Origin of the sequence: Actinoplanes sp. NPDC026623, from assembly GCF_040638275.1 — a bacterium.
GTDB lineage: Bacteria > Actinomycetota > Actinomycetes > Mycobacteriales > Micromonosporaceae > Actinoplanes.
In genome coordinates, this window is record NZ_JBEZXZ010000092.1 from 17,036 (window position 1) to 33,609 (window position 16,574).

Below are 16,574 nucleotides of genomic sequence, written 5' to 3' on the forward strand. Positions count from 1 at the left end.
GTCGTGCCGCCCGGCCCCGGCTGCCCCTGCCGGCGGTCGGTCAGCGGTCGGCCAGGCGGGCGGCGAAGGCCATCAGGTCGCGGCGTTCGATCGCGGCAGCCATCAGGTCCGGGAAGGCGTCCGGCGTGCACGCGAAGGCCGGCACCCCGAGCGCCGCCAGCGCCGCCGCGTTCTCGTGGTCGTAGGCCGGCGCGCCCTCGTCCGACAGGGCCAGCAGCACCACCACCTGGACCCCGGCCGCCGTCATCTCCGCGACCCGGCGCAGCATCTGCTCCCGGACGCCGCCCTCATACAGGTCGCTGATCAGCACGAAGATGCTGTCCCTCGGCCGCGTGATCAGCTGCTGGCTGTAGCCGATCGCCCGGTTGATGTCCGTCCCGCCGCCGAGCTGCGTGCCGAACAGGACCTCGACCGGATCGCTGAGCTCGTCGGTCAGGTCGACCACCGCGGTGTCGAAGACCACCAGCGACGTACGCAGCGAACGCATCGACGCCAGCACCGCCGCGAACACCCCGGAGAACACCACCGACGCCGCCATCGAGCCGGACTGGTCGACGCACAGCACCACGTCGCGCTGGATCGCGGTGGTGCGGCGGCCGTAGCCGACCAGCCGTTCCGGGATCACCGTGCGGTGTTCCGCCTGGTAGTGCTTCAGGTTCGCGCGGATCGTCCGGTCCCAGTCGATGTCCGCGTGCCGGGGGCGGTTGATCCGCGCCGCCCGGTTCAGGGCGCCGCTGACCGCCGCCCGGGTGTGCTGGGAGACGCGCCGCTCCAGCTCGGCGACGACCTTGCGAACCACCTGCCGCGCGGCGTCCTTGGTCCGCTCCGGCATCACCGCGTTCAGCGAGAGCAGCGTTCCGACCAGGTGCACGTCCGGCTCGACCGCGTCCAGCATCTCCGGCTCCAGCAGCAGCCGGGTGAGGTCGAGGCGTTCGATCGCGTCGGCCTGCATCACCTGCACCACCGTGCTGGGAAAGTATTCGCGGATGTCACCAAGCCAGCGGGCCACCTTCGGCGCGGATCCGCCGAGGCCCGCCGACCGCGACGTGCCGGACCCCTCGCCGTCGCCGCCCGCGTCGTAAAGGGCGGACAGCGCCGCATCCATCGCGGCGTCGCGGCCCTGCGCCGCACCGAGCGAGTCCTGCGCCGGGCCGCCGAGCACGAGCCGCCAGCGGCGCAGGCGCTCGCGGCGCGCCGCATCGTCGATGTCCGTCATGTGACCTCCCGGCCCAGCAGCGCACTCAGGGTGGGCAGCACGAGCGCCGCCCGCTCGTGGTCCAGCACCAGCGGCTCGGCGCCCGCTCGCCCGGCGGCGGCCGGGCCGGCGATCCGTTCGCCGATCGCGCGCCGCTCGCCGGAGGCGAACCCGCCGAAGGTGCGGCGCAGCAGCGGCAGCACGTCGTCGAACGCCTCCGCCGGGATGTCCGCGAGCCAGCCGTCGAGCAGTTCCAGCAGCGCGTCGTCGTGCACGAGCAGCAGGCCGCCGCCGGCGAGGAAGCCCTCAACCCAGGCGGCGCCGTGCGCCGGTGGCGTGCCGACGGTCAACGGCAGCCGCAGCCGCCGCCGCACCTCCTCGATGCCGAGGCGGCCCGCGTCCAAAAGCAGGCGGGTCAGCCGTCCGGCGAGCAGCCCGTGCAGGTCGGCGCGCCCGCAGACGGAGGCCAGCGTGTTCAGCCAGCGTTCCCGCAGGTCGCCCGCGTCCAGCAGGCTCACCGCGGCGTGCACGCCGTCGATGTGCCCGCGCAACTGCTTGGCGGCCTCGTCGGAGAGCGAACCGGCGGCGGCCGGCAGCCCGGCGCAGACGCGGGCGAGCAGGCTCGCCGTCACGGTGGACAGGCCGGCCACGTCGGTGCGGCGGACGTCGCCGTATCGCAGGGTGCGGGCCAGCGCGGGGATGGCCGCCATCAGGTGGCCGACGTCCGAGTCGAGCGCGGCCCGGGTGTCCAGGGCGGCGAGCACCGGCGGGTAGGCGTCGGCCAGGTCGGCCAGCAGGCACACCTCGACCAGCTCGGTCACGTCGGCGAGCGTGGCGGCCTGCCGGGCGGCGTCGATCACCTTGGTGGTCGCCGCGACCGCGACCGTCGTGCCCCACATGCTGCCCTCGACCAGCTGGACCGCGAACTCCGGCTGCCAGCGCAGCCGCCACTGCTCCCGGAACGTGCCGGTCCCGCGCCGGGCCGCCTGCGCCTCGCCCCACGGCACGCCGATGGTGCCCAGCCGGTGCAGCAGCCGGCTGCGGGCCAGGTCGATGTCGCGGCGCAGGTCCAGCTCGAGCTCGCGTGCGAGCGCCTCGGGCTTGAGGCGCACGGTGCGCTGCTGCGCCGCGAGATCCTTGGCCAGCGGCACGGCGGGCATGTCGTCGGGAACGCCGCCGAGCCGCTCGCCGACGACGAGGCGACGGTCGATCAGCTCCAGGCGCAGCGGCTCGCCGTCGCACATGACGGCCTCGGCCGCCTCGGTGACCTCCGCGAGCCCCGCCAGCGGGCGACCCCGGACGGTGGCGAGCGCCTCGGCGAGCCTGGTGGCCTCGATGACGTGCGCCGACGACGTGGGTACGCCCTCGGCGCGCAGCACACCGGCGGCGCCGACGAGCCACCGCGGCACGACGTCGTCGGTGGTCGTGAACAGGTGGTGATACCAGCCCGGCGACGAGACGCCCGCGCCGTAGCCGGACCCCGAGGCCAGCCGCCCGTAGGTCCACGGCACCCAGGTGAAGGCGACCTTGGCCTTGCGGCGTCCCTTGAGCAGCGCGGCGTCGTTCTTGGCGGCGACCTTGCGGGTCAGCGCGGGCACGTGCCAGGCGCCGCACACGACGGCGATGTTGTCGTGGGTGCGGCGAACCTCGCGCAGCACGGTGCGCATGTAGGCCTCGCGGACGAGATCCTCGGGGTCCTCGGGCGCCGACTCGCGGATGGCGGCCATCGCCTCGGCGATGGCCTCGAACGCGGGCATCCCCCGGTGCTCGACGACGTCCTCCCACCAGCGCTCGGGATCGTCGTATCCGGCGGCGGCGGCGAGCTCCCCGATCGGGTCGACCGGCCGCACCCGGACCGGCGCCGCGACGACCTCGGCCGCACCGGGAATCTCCAGCACCGATGGAGACACCGCCGGAGCCGTCCCGCCCGGAGTGGTGTCGCACGGAGCCGTCCCGCCCGGAGTGGTGTCGCGCGGAGCCGTCCCGCCTGGATCTGTGCCGTGCGGGGCGGTCCCGCCCGGACCTGTGCCGTGCGGGCCTGTGCCGTGCGGAACGGTCCCGTCCGGACCCGTGGACTGGGGATCGGACCCGTCCGGATAGCCGGAAACCGACGGGACGATTCTGCCGTCCGGGTCCGTGTCGATCGGCGGCGCGGCGGGAGGCGGGCCATCGGCCGGCGGGCCATCGACCGGCGGGCCGGCGGCCGGTGGAGTGTCGGGGGTGCGGTCGTCGGTGAGGCGGTAGGAGTAGGGCAGGTCGAAGAAGCGGACCGGCACCCGGTTTTCCACCGCCCAGCGGATCGCCTGCCACTCCGGCGAGAAGACCGCGAACGGCCAGAAGGCCGCCCGGCTGGGGTCGTCGGCCGAATAGCCCAGCAGCGCCACCGGCGGCTCCAGGCCGGTGTCGGCCGCCCAGCGGATCAGGTCGTCCGCCTCCGGCGGGCCCTCGATCAGCAGCATCTCGGGTGGCCGGCGATTCAGCTCCTGCACCACCGCCCGGGCCGAGCCCGGGCCGTGGTGGCGGATGCCGTAGAACCGCTCAGGCATCGCGGGCGGCTCGGTAGAAGTCGCGCCAGTCGGTGCGCTCGCGGACGACCGTCTCGAGGTATTCGCGCCAGACCACCCCGTCCGAGGCCGGGTCCTTGACAACCGCGCCGACGATGCCGGCGGCCACATCGGACGGTTGCAGGTTGCCGTCGCCGAAGTGCGCGGCCAGGGCCATGCCGTTGGTGATCACCGAGATCGCCTCGGCGGGCGAGAGCGTGCCGGTCGGCGACTTCAGCTTGGTGCGGCCGTCCTCGGTCAGGCCGGTGCGCAGCTCGCGGAAGATCGTCACCACCCGGCGGATCTCCTCGAGGGCGGCCGGCACCTCGGGCAGGTCGAGCGACCTGCCGAGCTGGGCCACCCGCCGGGCGACGATCTCCACCTCGTCGTCGGCCGACGCGGGCACCGGCAGCACGACCGTGTTGAACCGGCGGCGCAGCGCGCTGGACAGCTCGTTGACGCCGCGGTCGCGGTCGTTGGCCGTGGCGATCAAGTTGAAGCCGCGCTCGGCCTGGACCTCCGAGTTGAGCTCCGGCACCGGAAGGGTCTTCTCCGACAGCACGGTGATCAGCGCGTCCTGCACGTCGGACGGGACGCGGGTCAGCTCCTCCACCCGGGCGATCGCGCCGGTGCGCATGGCGCGCATGACCGGGCTGGGCACCAGCGCCGCGTCGGAGGGGCCGTCCGCGAGCAGCCGGGCGTAATTCCACCCGTAGCGGATCGCCTCCTCGGCCGTGCCGGCGGTGCCCTGCACGAGCAGGGTCGAGTCGCCCGAGATCGCCGCCGCCAGGTGCTCGGAGACCCAGGTCTTGGCGGTGCCGGGCACGCCGAGCAGGAGCAGCGCCCGGTCGGTGACCAACGTGGACACCGCGACCTCCATGAGCCGCCGGGGTCCGACATACTTCGGGGTGATCTTGGCGCCGTCACCCAGGAGGTAGGTCACCACCGCCTGCGGGGAGAGCCGCCAGCCCGGCGGTCGCGGCCGGTCGTCGGTCGCGGCGAGCAGCGCCAGCTCCTCGGCATATTGATCCTCGGCGTGCGGTCGCAGTGCGGTCACTCGAACTCCCTGTCTGTCCCACGGCCCGGCCGCCCGGCCGGCCCGTCGGCGCTGCTGATGACTGGCACGTTACCGAGCACCTCCGACAGGAAATGCCCACCGAAAGCGCGGCTGCCGGTGCGAACGGTGGACCGCCGCGGTGCCTCGGACTCGTTCCCGGAGGCCGGCTCACGGCAGCAGCTCCCGGAGCATCTCGTGGCGGAACGCGAGGGTGCGGGCCAGCTCGGCCACCGGCCGCACCCGGGACTCCGCGGTCGGCAGCTGGTCGAGCCGCTCGGCCAGCCGGGCGACCTGCTCCGCGTAGCCGGGCGGCATGGCCATCGCCGCGGCCCGGCACAGCTCGGCGAGCTGCCAGCTGTGCTTGTCCGCCTGGACCCGGTGCGCGATGGTCTCCACCACCGCCACGGCGAGCTCGTCCGGCCAGGCGCCGGGGTGCACGGCGAGCAGCCGGTGCGCGAGGTGGTCCTCGGTGCGCAGGAATTCGGCGGCGATGCGGGCCAGGTCGGCCGGCGGAAGCAGCAGATGCAGGTCCCACCGGACGGCCTCGCGCAGCCCGCTCGCGCCTCCGCGGGTGTCGTTCCCGACCAGCGCGGACGCCCAGGCGGAGCCGGCCTGCACGATCGCCGCCTTGGCCCAGCCGTGCAGCAGCGGCGTCTCCCAGTCGTGTCCCCGGGCCAGGTCGACGACCGCGGCCGGGGAACGCCCGAAGGTCTCGGTCCAGGTGGTCAGCGGCGTGCCGGCGATGACCTCCTCGAGCAGCCAGGCCTGCACCCCGGTGCCGTGCGCCGGCTGCGCGCCGACGCCGTCGCGCCGCAGCTCGGTGCTCAGCTCCGGTGGCGGGGTGACGTCGAGCCGGTCGCGCCCGCGGGCGTCCCGGCCGAGGCGCACCGCCGCCGTCGCCCGGGCGGCCATCCGCCGGCCCAGTGACGATTCCGGAAGGCGCCGCAGCAGGTCGAGGGCGGCCTCGCGCACGCCCTTGCGCCGGTCGTCGAGGGCCTGGTCGAGGAAGGCGTCGTCGGCGGGGGAGAGCCCCGTGTCGAGCGCGCCCACGAACCGGGTGCGGTCCTCGGGTGTCTCGGTCCGCCAGGTGCTCTCCAGCAGGGCCAGCGCGGCGGCCGGTTCGGTGCCGCGCAGCCGGATGAGGAAGGCCAGGCGTTCGCCGCCGGTGCCGGTCTCCCACACCTCCGGGTCGGCCGGAGCGGCGGCGCCGGGCGCCTCGTCGCGCAGCCAGCGCCAGTCGGGCCGCATCTCGGCGAGCCAGGTGCCGCGCAGACCGGCGACCCGCCCGATCGCGGGCCGCAGAACGCTGTTGCGGCGGCCGGCGTCGAGCAACGCGGGCAGCGACTCGGGCGGGACGAATCCGCCGTGCTCGGCGGCCGCGGTCAGCCACTGGGCGAGCAGCTCCTGCGCCTGCTGCGCGCCGCCGGGCGCGCCGCCGTCGGTCAGCAACCGCAGCAGCCGGTCCCCGGCGGGCCCCGGCAGCGGCCGGTCGGTCTCCGGGGGCGCCGCCTCGACCGGCGCGTGCCCGGAGGAGGGCGTGACGCCCGCCCGCCGATAGGTCAGCGCGGCGGCGGCGGCCTCGAGCAGGGCCGCCGCCGGCTCCGGGGAGCCGGCCCCGGAGCCGTGCCCGGCCGGCGCCAGTTTCAGGACCCGGTCGCCGGCGGGCACGCTCGGCGACGTCCACGGCCGCCGGGCGGTGCCGACCAGGGCCGCCGCCAGCAGGTCGGCCGGAAGCTCCGGAACCCGGCCCGCCGCGTCCGGCACCGGCGGGGGCGCCGGGAGGTAGCGGCCCTCGACCCACGCCGCCAGCGGCCGCAGGCCGGACGGTGACCACTCGCCCGCCACGGTCGCCGGCCTCCCGCCGGCGGCGGCCAGCAGCCACCAGGGCTCCCGATGCCCCGGCGCCAGCGGCAGGGACTCCCCGGCGGCGTCGGTGATGAATCCGTCGGCGCCCGGCACCACGTCAGCCAGCAGCACCGGCGCGTCGTAGCGCCAGGGCTCGGCCGCCACCGTCGACGACCAGGTTGCGAGCGCCGCGCGCAACCCCGCGGCCGCGTCCGGCGCGGTCACCGGCCGGGGCGTGCCGAACTGCTCCTTCACCAGCGCCCGCAGCGGCGCGGCGCCCGGGTAGAAGCAGAGCGCCGCGTCGACCGCGGTCCCCGGCACCACCTCGGCGGCCGGCGACTGGCCCGGCGCCGCGAACGACAGCAGCAGCGCGAACCGTCCACTGCCGACCCCGAGCAGCCAGGTCCGCCGCGTCGTGATCGCACCCTCCTCGCTGTCGACCTGCCCCAGCACCTGCCACACGTCCCGGATCGGCGGGCCGGCGAGCACGTCCTGGTTGGCGACCGGGAATCCGATCCGCGAGCGGACCGTGGCGGCCAGCGTCGTCGGCAGCGCGTCGAGCCGCTCATGGCCGGCGACCAGCAGCCGCAGCAGCGCCAGCTCGCCGAGCAGCCGGTCGGCCCAGTGCGGCCCGATCCCCGCGATCCCGCCCAGCCGGCGGACCGCCGAGGCGGCGGCCGGCGCCTGCGCGTCGACCAGGCGGGCGGCCATCGCCTCGTAGGGCCGGCGCCCCGCCTGCTCCGCGCCGGCCAGGCCCTGCTGCACCTGGTCGTCCAGCCATCGCCGCAGCTCGGCCATGCCGGCCGCGACCCGGTCCGCCCGCTGCTGAGCGCGCTTGCGGGCGGCGGCCGGGTCGGGCGGCCCGGCGGCCCTCGCCGGGGCCGCCTTGGCCGCGCGGGCCGCCTGCCACTCGCCGACGAAGGCGGGCGCCGCGGCCTCGACCGGGCCGCCCCCGGCCCAGTAGAGCAGCAGCCCGAGCGCGTGCTTGCAGGGAAACTTGCGGCTCGGGCATGAGCACCGGTAGGCGGGTCCGGCCAGATCGACGCACACCTGGTAGGGATTCTTCCCGCTGCCCGCGCAGAGCCCCCACAGGACCTCGTCGAGCAGGCCGGCCTCCTGCCAGTGCCGCGCATCGCTGACGCTGCGGGCGCCTTTCATCGAGTTGGCGTCGGGAGCCAGGGCGTCGACATGGGCTGTGGACCATCGTTCAACGGGCACCGGAGCACTGTAGAAGCCGGGTACGACATCCCAGGTCACGCCCGCGCCGGGCGCCCGGCGCGCGCCGTTACGCTGCTGTGCCGAGCCGTTCGACGACGCGGTCGGCCCGCATCCTGATCACGAAGGACGGGAAATGAAGGTCATCATCTTCGGCGCGACCGGCATGGTCGGCCAGGGCGCCCTGCGCGAGAGCCTGCTCGCGGAGGACGTCGAGCGGGTGCTCGCGGTGGTGCGCAGGCCGACCGGGGTGCGGCATCCGAAGCTTCGGGAGGTCACGACGGCGGACTTCGCCGACCTCACGGCGATCGAGGACGAGCTGCGGGGCTACGACGCCTGCTTCTACTGCCTCGGCGTCTCGTCGGTCGGGCTCAGCGAGGCGGAGTTCACCCGGATCTCCTACGACTATCCGGTCGCGGCCGCGCACCTGCTCGCCGGGCTCAACCCCGAGACGACCTTTCTGTACGTGTCAGGCGCCGGCACGAACCCCGGCGGCCGCGCCATGTGGGCACGGGTCAAGGGCCGGACCGAGCTGGAGATCATCAAGATCTTCCCGAACGGGTACGCGTTCCGCCCGGCCTTCATCCAGCCGACCTTCGGCGCCACCTCCAGAACCGGCCTCTACCGGGCCCTGTACACGGTCACCGGGCCGCTGATGCCGCTGCTCGGCCGCCTGGCGCCCAAGTACGTCACCAGCACCGACCGGCTCGGCCGGGCCATGCTGCGGGCGGCCCGCACCGGCTTCCCCACGCACGTCGTGGAGAACGCGGACCTGCGCTGACGCCCCGTAGAGCACCGCGCCGAACGCGACAAGCATCCCCAGCACCTGCGGGGCCGTGAGCGCCTGGCCGAGCGCCACCCAGCCGACGGCGGTCGCCACCAGCGGCGAGAGCAGCCCGAGCAGGGAGACCTTGGCGGCCGGCAGCCGCCCGAGACCCCGGAACCAACTCGTGTACGCCAGCGCGGTGCCGACCAGCGACAGGTACGCGTACCCGGCGACATTCGCGCCGGTGAGCGTGGCCGGCAGTCCCTCGACGGCGATCGCCACCGGGGCGAGCAGCAGCCCGCCGGCGGTCAGTTGCCAGCCGGTGGTGATGAGCGGTGAGCCATTTCCGACGTGGCCCGGGCGGCGCCCGGCGGGGGTGCGAAAATGGCTCGTGGATGCGTCGGGCCTGCCCCAGCGCTTGGTCAGCACCAGCCCCAGCGCCATCGACGCGGTGCCGCCCAGCCCGGCGAGCAGCCCCACGGGGTCGAGCCCCGCGCCGGCCGTCAGCACCGCCGCCGCCACCCCGCCCGCACCGATGACGGCCGCGACGACGGTACGCAGGGCGACCCGCTCGGTCAGCAGCAGCACGGTCAGCCCGGCGACGATCAGGGGCTGAGCGGCGCCGAGGACGGCGGCCATCCCGCCGGGCAGCCGGTACGCGCTGACGAACAGCAGCGCGAAGAACACCCCGATGTTGAGCGTGCCGAGCACCGCCGAACGCCACCACCAGACGCCGTGCGGCAGCCGCCGGGCAAGCGCGACCAGCAGCAGGCCCGCCGGCAGCGCCCGAAGGGTGCCCGCGAGCAGCGGCCGGCCGGGCGGCAGGAACTCGGTCGTGACGGCGTACGTGGTGCCCCAGGCGACGGGGGCGAGGGCGGTGACCAGCAGGACCGGCGCGCGCATCGCAAACTCCCTCGATGGAAAGTATCTTGACATCAAGAGATTCTCTCTCAATCTTCTTCTTGTCAAGAAGCTCGACATCGAGACAATGGAGGGATGGCACAACCCGACGGCGTCGACCGCATCACCGAGCAGTGGCGCGACGAGCGCCCGGACCTGGACACGACGGCGATGGCCGTCTTCGGCCGGATCTTCCGGCTGTCCCGGATCGCGGGCGACGAGATGGAGCGCGTGTACGCCGGCCACGGCATCGGCCGCCCCGAGTTCGACGTGCTGGCGACCCTGCGCCGGGCGGGTGAGCCGTTCCAGCTGTCGCCGGGCGCGCTCGCCGCGTCCATGATGGTCAGCACGGGCGGCACCACGGCCCGGCTCGACCGGCTGGAGCGCGCGGGCCTGGCGAGCCGATTCCCGTCGCCGACCGACCGCCGCGGCGTGCTGGTCCGGCTGACGCCGAAGGGCCGCGAGGTCGTCGACCGGGCGGTCGGTGCCGGCCTGGCCGAGCAGCAGCGCCTGCTGTCCCACCTGTCGCCGGCCAAGCAGGGGCAGCTCGCGGGCCTGCTGCGGGAGGCGCTGGGCCCCCTCGAACCTCCGGCGGGCTAGGGCGCATCTGGCGGATCATGGCGGCCTGCGCCGGGCCCAGCTTCCACCCCGCGCCGCGACGCGAAACCTGGACCTCGGCTCGGCAACGCCATGCTCCGCCAGATGCGCCCTAGGACTTGCGGGCGACGGCCCCGTACATCGCGATGTGTGCCGGGTCCGGTCGCGGCTCCGCCTCGCCCTCGGCGCGCCACTCGCTCACCGGGGTCACCCCGGGCTCGACCAGTTCGAGGCCGTCGAACAGGGCGGTGAACTCGGTGCGGTCCCGGGGCCAGACGTTGGTGACCCCGGACGCCAGGGCGGCGTCGTAGGCCGCGGCTGTCTTCGGCGGGAGGGGATCCTTGGTGGCGTTCGTGATCACCACGAAGCTGCCGCCGGGCAGGGCGTCCATCAGCGTCCGGACGAGCGGCGCGCCGGCGCCGTACCCCTCGATGAAGTGAAGAACGGCCACCAGCATCAGCGCGACGGGCTCGCCCAGATCGAGCGTCTCGCGCAGCGCCGGATCCGACACGATCGACTCGGGCGACCGCAGGTCGGCCTCGAGGTAGGTGGTCCGCCCCTGCGGCGTGCTGTTCAGCAACGCCCGCGCGTGCACCATGACCATGGGGTCGTTGTCGACGTAGACGACGCGGCACTCGGGCGCGATGGCCTGTGCGACCTCGTGGGTGTTGTCGGCGGTCGGCAGGCCGGTGCCGATGTCCAGGAACTGCCGGATGCCCGCCTCGGCGACCAGGTAGCGGGTCGCCCGCCGCAGGAAGCGGCGGTTCTCCAGCGCGGCGATCCGGGCAGTCGGGAAGCTCTTGAGAATCTCGTCCCCGGAGGCGCGGTCGACCGCGAAGTTGTCCTTGCCGCCGAGCCAGTAGTTGTACCGGCGGGCCGGCTGAGCGGTCGAGCTGTCGATCTGGTCGCTCACGGGGCCTCCAAGGTGGAATTCCCGATCATCGTAGGACGTCGATGCACGGGTCGTGGGCCCGGTCGCGGGGCCGTGCCGGCGCAGGCGACGGCGAATCGGGCGGGCCTGGAAAATGCCGGTCGCGGGCGGCACCCGGGATTTTCTGGCAGGGTGGTCGGATGACCGCCAAGATCGGCTCCTTCCTTGCCCGGTGGACGGCTTGGGTCCCGGTCCTCGCAGTCCTGGCGCTCGTGCTGACCTGGGGCCGCGACCTGCCGGCGCCACTGGTGATCGTCAGCGGCGCGCTGCTCTCGGGCGCGGTGCTGGCCGCCGTGCACCACGCGGAGGTGGTCGCGCACAAGGTCGGCGAGCCCTTCGGCTCGCTGGTCCTGGCCGTGGCGGTGACCGTCATCGAGGTCGCCCTGATCGTCACCCTGATGATCAGCGGTGGCGAGAAGACACAGGCGCTGGCCCGCGACACGGTCTTCGCCGCCGTGATGATCACCTGCAACGGCATCCTGGGCCTGTCCCTGCTGGTCGGCGCGGTACGCCGGCGATTCGCGGTCTTCAACCCGGAGGGCACCGGCGGCGCCCTGGCCGCGGTCGCCACGATCGCGACGATGAGCCTGGTCCTGCCCAGCTTCACGACGAGCCGGCCGGGCCCGCAGTTCTCGCCGGCGCAGCTCGCCTTCGCGGCGGTGGCCTCGCTCGGCCTGTACCTGCTCTTCGTGCTGGTGCAGACGCACCGGCACCGCGACTACTTCCTGCCGATCACCACCGCCGGCAAGGTCATCGACACCGAGACCCACCTGGACCCGCCCACCGGCCGGGCGGCGCTGGCCAGCCTGGGGTTCCTCCTGGTGGCCCTGGTCGCGGTCGTCGGCCTGGCGAAGGGCGTTTCCCCGGCGATCGAGTCGGCGGTGGCGGCGGCGGGCTGGCCGCCGGCCGTGGTTGGCGTGGTGATCGCCCTGCTGGTGCTGCTTCCGGAGACGATCGCGGCGGTCCGCGCGGCCGCCCGGGACCGCATCCAGACGAGCCTCAACCTGGCGCTGGGCTCGGCGATGGCGAGCATCGGCCTGACCATTCCCGTGATCAGCGTCGCCATGATCTGGCTGGACGGCCCGCTGCTGCTCGGACTGGGCGGGACCCAGATGGTCCTGCTGGCCCTGACCGCCGCGGTGGGCACGTTGACCGTCGTCCCCGGCCGCGCCAACGTCCTCCAGGGCGGCGTCCACCTCGGTATCCTGGCCGCGTTCCTCTTCTTGGCCGCCAGCCCGTAGGCAGGTGAACGAGTCCCGGGCCTCGGCCTCGGTTGTTGTCCTTCAGCCGGCATGATTCGCGATCACCGCGATCCTTGCCGCCGGGCCCGTGCCGGTGGCACCCGCTGTCACGCCGACTGGCGCAGCACCAGGGTCGGCTCGTAGATCACGGAGGAGATCCGCATGCCGGGGTCGTCGATCCGGGCCAGCAGCAGCCGCGCGCTCTCGGCCGCCATGTCCTCCAGCGGGTGCCGCACGGTCGTCAGCGCCGGGCTCGCCGCCACCGCCGCGCTGCTGTCGTCGAAGCCCACCATCGCGACGTCGTCCGGCACCCGCCGGCCCGCGTCGCGCAGCGCGAGCAGCGCGCCCAGCGCCATCAGGTCGTTCGCCACGAAGACGCCGTCGACGCCGGGGTTCTCCGCCAGCAGCGTGCGCATCGCGGTCTCGCCGCTCTCCTGGGTGAAGTTGCCGGAGGCCAGCGGCACCCAGGCGTGGCCGTGCCGGGCCATCGAGCGGCGGAAGCCGGTGATCCGGTCGTTGCTCGCCGGCACGTCCGCCGGGCCCGAGATCATCCCGATCAGCTGGCAGCCGCGCTCGACCAGGTGGTCCGCCGCCAGGCAGGCGCCGGTGTCGTTCGCCAGGTCAACGTAGTTGATCGGCACCGGGTCGGCGGGGCGGCCGATCATCACCGCCGGTACGCCCACGTCCGTGAGCATCCGCGGCAGCGGGTCGTGGCCGGGCAGGGACAACACGATCACGCCGTCCGCCTGGCCGTGGCGCAGGTCGCCGACCAGGCGGGTGCGCTGCTCCTCGGTGCCCACGATCTGCAGCGCGAGCTGGATCCCGGCCGTGCGCAGCACGCTCATCAGGCCGCCGACCACCCGGCCGAAATACGGATCCGCGAAGAACCGGCCCATGAACGGGTCGTCGTCGTGCGACTCGGAGTCGGAGACGACCAGCGCCACCGTGCCCGTCCGGCGGGTGACCAGCGAGCGGGCCAGCCTGTTCGGCACGTAGCCGGTCTGGCCGACCGCGTTCCACACCATCTCGTGCAACTGCGGATCCACGTTGCGGATGCCGTTGATCACGCGGGACACGGTGGCCCGGGAGACGCCGGCGACCCGGGCGACATCCTCGAGGGTCGGCAGTCGCTCGCCCACGGGCAGCCGCCCGGTGCCGGCGGTCATGGGGTCGCGTTCCGGGTCTGCATAACAGTTTTTATAGCACACGTCGGAGAGCGCTCTCCGAGACGGTCGTCCGGGGCCGGTTCCGAGCCGCCAGGTTCCGGATCTGCCCCGAGATATTGACGGGCGTGCAACCTTGGCGTAACACTTCGGAAAGCGCTCTCCAAGTACGTCCGGCATCGCCCGGCCGATCCCCGCACCGCCGTGGCGTGGCGATCAGCCACGCCGTAACGCCGGTGTCCGGCCGGGTGAGGCATTCGTCCTCATCCCCGTGGGAGAACTCATGAGATCAGGGAAAAGTCGGCTCAGACGGCTCGTCGCGCCGCTCGGCGTGGCCGCCCTCGTCGGATCGCTGCTGGTGGCGGGGGTCCAGTCGGCGCACGCCGCCGACAGCCTGCTGTCGCAGGGCAGGCCGGCCCTCGCCTCGTCGCTGGAGAACGGCGAGTCGCCCGCGGCCGCCGCTGTCGACGGCCGCGCGGACACCAGGTGGGGCAGCCAGTGGGCCGACCCGCAGTGGCTGCGCGTCGACCTCGGCGCCACCGCGACCGTCACCCAGGTCGTGCTGCAGTGGGAGGCCGCGTACGCGCGGGCCTTCCAGGTGCAGACCTCGCCCGACGGCAACACCTGGACCAGCATCTACAGCACCACGACGGCAACCGGCGGCACCCAGACGCTGGCGGTCAACGGCTCCGGCCGGTACGTGCGCATGTACGGCACCCAGCGCGGCACCGGCTACGGCTACTCGCTGTACGAGTTCAAGGTCTACGGCACGAGCAGCGCGCCGCCGCCGACCGGCGGCAACGGCTACGTCCTCGCCAACCCGCCGGTCACCGGCGTGGTCCCGTCGACGGCCACCCCGCCGGCGACGAATCCGCCGACGACGCACCACGAGTTCCAGGCGAACTGCTCGGTGAGCCGGTCCAACCTGCCGGACGACCCGATCGTCTTCCCGAACCTGCCGGGCGCCTCGCACTCGCACACGTTCATGGGCAACACCACCACGAACGCGGCGACGACGCTGGCCAGCCTGAACTCGGGCGGAACCTCCTGCATCACGCCGGGCGACAAGACCGGCTACTGGATGCCGACGCTGCTCAACGGCGACACCGCCGTTCAGCCGGTCGGCCGTCAGGTCATCTACTACAAGAGCGGCGTGATCGACTACCGCAGCGTCCGCCCGTCCCCGCCCGGCCTTCGGTACGTCGTGGGCAGCCCGGCGGCGACGCTTGACGAGTTCAAGAACGCGCCCGGCGCGGTCGAGGGCTGGGAATGCGGCGACAGCGTCCGGAACTGGGACTTCCCGGGTACGTGCCCGGCGGGCACCCAGCTGAACATCCGCTACCAGGCCCCGAGTTGCTGGGACGGCATCTACCTGGACACGCCGGACCACAAGAGCCACATGGCGTACCCGACCGTCGGCGTCTGCCCGGCCAGCCACCCGGTGGCCGTGCCGATGATCGAGTTCAAGATGGCGTTCCCGGTCAGCGGCAACATGGCGAACGTCAGGTTGTCGAGCGGGCGGGCCTACTCGTTCCACTACGACTTCTACAACGCGTGGGACGCGCGGACCCTCAACGCGCTCGTCACGCACTGCATCAACGGCGGACTCCAGTGTGACCCGCGCGGCTTCGACCAGTACAAGCCGGATCGCGGCGCGGCCCTCAACGAAAACTACGTCCTGCCGTAACGGACAAACGAATTCGTCCGGGCGCCGATCTCGGCGCCCGGACGATTCTTGGCGGGTACAGAAAGGGAATTAGGTGTCGATTATTCTGGCCGTTCGCCCGCATTACAGGCGGCCGCGCGGATCGGCGAGCCTTTGGTATCGACCGGGCGTGGATTTCGTCGCCGTGGACCATGCGGGTCGTCGTGGCCCGGGCGGCAGTGCTCGGCGGAGATAGCGGAGCAGGCCGCCGGCCCGAGGCCGGGTTGACCTTGCTCAGTGCGCCTTCAGCCTCGGCAGGAGCCGCTCCCGGCCGGTGATCACCAGCGCGGCCAGGGCCTTGGTCTGGGGTTCGATGCCCGCCTGCTGCTCGCTGCCGGCCAGCTTCACGCCCTGCTCGAAGTGCGCCCTCAGGTGCCGCACCAGCAGCGCGTCGAACGCCGCGCCCCGCGCGGCCTCCGCCTGCGTGACCTGCTCCGGGGTCACCATGCCGGGCATCGGCATGCCCTTGTGCGGGTTCTCGGCCGGGAGTCCTGCCTGGTCGTGCAGCCCGCGCAGGGTGCCGAGCTCCCGGTCGTTGAGCGCCGCCGTCTCCGCCGCGAGCGCCTTGGTCTCCGCGCTCGAACTGTGCGTCGCGGCCAGCGCCAGCAGCGGCGCCAACTCCTCGTTCATCGCGATGTTGATCTCCACCCACGCGAGGTCGGTGCCGCCGAAGTGCCCCGCGCCGCTCGGCGCGGCCGAGCCCGTCGTCGCCGCCGGGACGGGCGCGGCGGCGCCCGCGTCGCAGGCCGCGACGCCGAACAGGAGGGCCAGCAGGCAACCGGCCACAGTGGTGCGCCGCCCGAGGTTCACGCGAACTCCATTCGAAAGGGAAGCGCCTTAGTGTCGGCGTCCCGGCCGGGGGTGTCAACGTGAAAGGCGACGCCGGATTTCAATTCCGGAACCCAGGCGTATTGACGTGAAGCAACGCCGAACGTAACAATCGGCTTACTTGGAGAGCGCTTTCCCAAGATCACTTACCGGTTCCCGTGAGCGGGCCACCACGTCACGACAGGTAGGACCATGAATCCGATATCGCTGAAAGCGCCACTCCGGCGCAGAGGCCGCACGTTCACCGTCCTCGCCGCCGTCCTCGCCACCGCGCTCGGCCTGACCGCCGCCGCGGTCGCCACTCCGGCCGGGGCCGCCGATTCGTTGTTGTCGCAGGGCAAGACGGCGACGGCGTCCTCGCAGGAGGGTGCCGACGTCGCGGCGGCGAAGGCCGTCGACGGCGATGCGGGTTCGCGGTGGTCGAGTCAGTTCAGCGACCCGCAGTGGTTGCAGGTCGATCTGGGTGCCACCGCGACGATCAGTCAGGTGGTGCTGCAGTGGGAGGGCGCCTACGGCAAGGCCTACAAGATCCAGACCAGCCCGAACGGCACGGCGTGGACCGACGTCTACTCCACGACCACGGGCGCG

The 16,574-nt window shown here is 73.6% G+C and carries 12 protein-coding genes and 1 pseudogene; 5 read left to right on the top strand and 8 right to left on the bottom strand.

What is annotated here, in order from left to right; genetic code table 11:
• Positions 1-40 precede the first annotated feature (40 nt).
• The 4 genes from AB0F10_RS25085 to AB0F10_RS25100 form a co-directional block, all read right to left on the bottom strand.
• Complete coding sequence (locus AB0F10_RS25085; RefSeq protein WP_360629627.1) at positions 41-1,216, bottom strand: VWA domain-containing protein; 1,176 nt, start codon at positions 1,214-1,216, stop codon at positions 41-43.
• The gene (locus AB0F10_RS25090) at positions 1,213-3,741 is read right to left on the bottom strand and encodes a DUF5682 family protein (RefSeq protein WP_360629630.1); all 2,529 of its coding nucleotides are present in this window, start codon (positions 3,739-3,741) and stop codon (positions 1,213-1,215) included. The genes AB0F10_RS25085 and AB0F10_RS25090 overlap by 4 nt, the downstream gene beginning before the upstream one ends.
• Positions 3,734-4,795, bottom strand: coding sequence for an AAA family ATPase (locus AB0F10_RS25095; protein ID WP_360629633.1), 1,062 nt, complete (start codon positions 4,793-4,795; stop codon positions 3,734-3,736). The genes AB0F10_RS25090 and AB0F10_RS25095 overlap by 8 nt, the downstream gene beginning before the upstream one ends.
• 168 nt (positions 4,796-4,963) lie before the next feature.
• Positions 4,964-7,858 carry an SWIM zinc finger family protein gene (locus tag AB0F10_RS25100; RefSeq protein ID WP_360629636.1) on the bottom strand — a complete coding sequence of 965 codons (2,895 nt, stop codon included), beginning with the start codon at positions 7,856-7,858 and terminating at the stop codon, positions 4,964-4,966.
• Between the two features lie 133 nt (positions 7,859-7,991).
• On the opposite strand from AB0F10_RS25100, the gene AB0F10_RS25105 reads away from it, so the two are divergent.
• Complete coding sequence (locus AB0F10_RS25105; RefSeq protein ID WP_360629639.1) at positions 7,992-8,636, top strand: NAD-dependent epimerase/dehydratase family protein; 645 nt, start codon at positions 7,992-7,994, stop codon at positions 8,634-8,636.
• Positions 8,637-8,657: 21 nt separating this feature from the next.
• Here AB0F10_RS25105 and AB0F10_RS25110 read toward each other — a convergent pair.
• Positions 8,658-9,602, bottom strand: a pseudogene (locus tag AB0F10_RS25110) (EamA family transporter); the annotation flags it as partial.
• 15 nt (positions 9,603-9,617) lie between these two features.
• On the opposite strand from AB0F10_RS25110, the gene AB0F10_RS25115 reads away from it, so the two are divergent.
• The gene (locus AB0F10_RS25115; protein WP_360629642.1) at positions 9,618-10,121 is read left to right on the top strand and encodes a MarR family transcriptional regulator; all 504 of its coding nucleotides are present in this window, start codon (positions 9,618-9,620) and stop codon (positions 10,119-10,121) included.
• A gap of 109 nt (positions 10,122-10,230) precedes the next feature.
• Here the strand turns inward: AB0F10_RS25115 and AB0F10_RS25120 are convergent, their stop codons facing one another.
• Positions 10,231-11,031 (bottom strand): SAM-dependent methyltransferase, encoded by an 801-nt coding sequence (locus AB0F10_RS25120; protein WP_360629645.1) that lies wholly within the window; start codon positions 11,029-11,031, stop codon positions 10,231-10,233.
• Positions 11,032-11,189: 158 nt separating this feature from the next.
• Here AB0F10_RS25120 and AB0F10_RS25125 point away from each other — a divergent pair, with 158 nt between their 5' ends.
• Positions 11,190-12,290 carry an ionic transporter y4hA gene (locus tag AB0F10_RS25125; protein WP_360629648.1) on the top strand — a complete coding sequence of 367 codons (1,101 nt, stop codon included), beginning with the start codon at positions 11,190-11,192 and terminating at the stop codon, positions 12,288-12,290.
• A gap of 107 nt (positions 12,291-12,397) precedes the next feature.
• On the opposite strand, the gene AB0F10_RS25130 is transcribed toward AB0F10_RS25125, so the two are convergent.
• Complete coding sequence (locus AB0F10_RS25130) at positions 12,398-13,456, bottom strand: LacI family DNA-binding transcriptional regulator (RefSeq protein ID WP_360629651.1); 1,059 nt, start codon at positions 13,454-13,456, stop codon at positions 12,398-12,400.
• 280 nt (positions 13,457-13,736) lie between these two features.
• Here AB0F10_RS25130 and AB0F10_RS25135 point away from each other — a divergent pair, with 280 nt between their 5' ends.
• Positions 13,737-15,140, top strand: coding sequence for a DUF1996 domain-containing protein (locus AB0F10_RS25135; protein ID WP_360629654.1), 1,404 nt, complete (start codon positions 13,737-13,739; stop codon positions 15,138-15,140).
• Between the two features lie 252 nt (positions 15,141-15,392).
• Here the strand turns inward: AB0F10_RS25135 and AB0F10_RS25140 are convergent, their stop codons facing one another.
• A complete protein-coding gene (locus AB0F10_RS25140; protein WP_360629657.1) occupies positions 15,393-15,968 on the bottom strand; it encodes a DUF305 domain-containing protein in 576 nt (191 codons plus the stop codon).
• Between the two features lie 210 nt (positions 15,969-16,178).
• Here AB0F10_RS25140 and AB0F10_RS25145 point away from each other — a divergent pair.
• On the top strand, positions 16,179-16,574 hold a 396-nt coding region (locus AB0F10_RS25145), incomplete at its 3' end, for a discoidin domain-containing protein (protein WP_360629660.1).

Bases quoted from the DNA above. Each gene is read 5' to 3' on its own strand.
- AB0F10_RS25130 (WP_360629651.1), bottom strand. From the start codon at position 13,456: ATGACCGCCGGCACCGGGCGGCTGCCCGTGGGCGAGCGACTGCCGACC.
- AB0F10_RS25125 (WP_360629648.1), top strand. From the start codon at position 11,190: ATGACCGCCAAGATCGGCTCCTTCCTTGCCCGGTGGACGGCTTGGGTC.
- AB0F10_RS25090 (WP_360629630.1), bottom strand. From the start codon at position 3,741: ATGCCTGAGCGGTTCTACGGCATCCGCCACCACGGCCCGGGCTCGGCC.
- AB0F10_RS25085 (WP_360629627.1), bottom strand. From the start codon at position 1,216: ATGACGGACATCGACGATGCGGCGCGCCGCGAGCGCCTGCGCCGCTGG.
- AB0F10_RS25135 (WP_360629654.1), top strand. From the start codon at position 13,737: ATGAGATCAGGGAAAAGTCGGCTCAGACGGCTCGTCGCGCCGCTCGGC.
- AB0F10_RS25115 (WP_360629642.1), top strand. From the start codon at position 9,618: ATGGCACAACCCGACGGCGTCGACCGCATCACCGAGCAGTGGCGCGAC.
- AB0F10_RS25105 (WP_360629639.1), top strand. From the start codon at position 7,992: ATGAAGGTCATCATCTTCGGCGCGACCGGCATGGTCGGCCAGGGCGCC.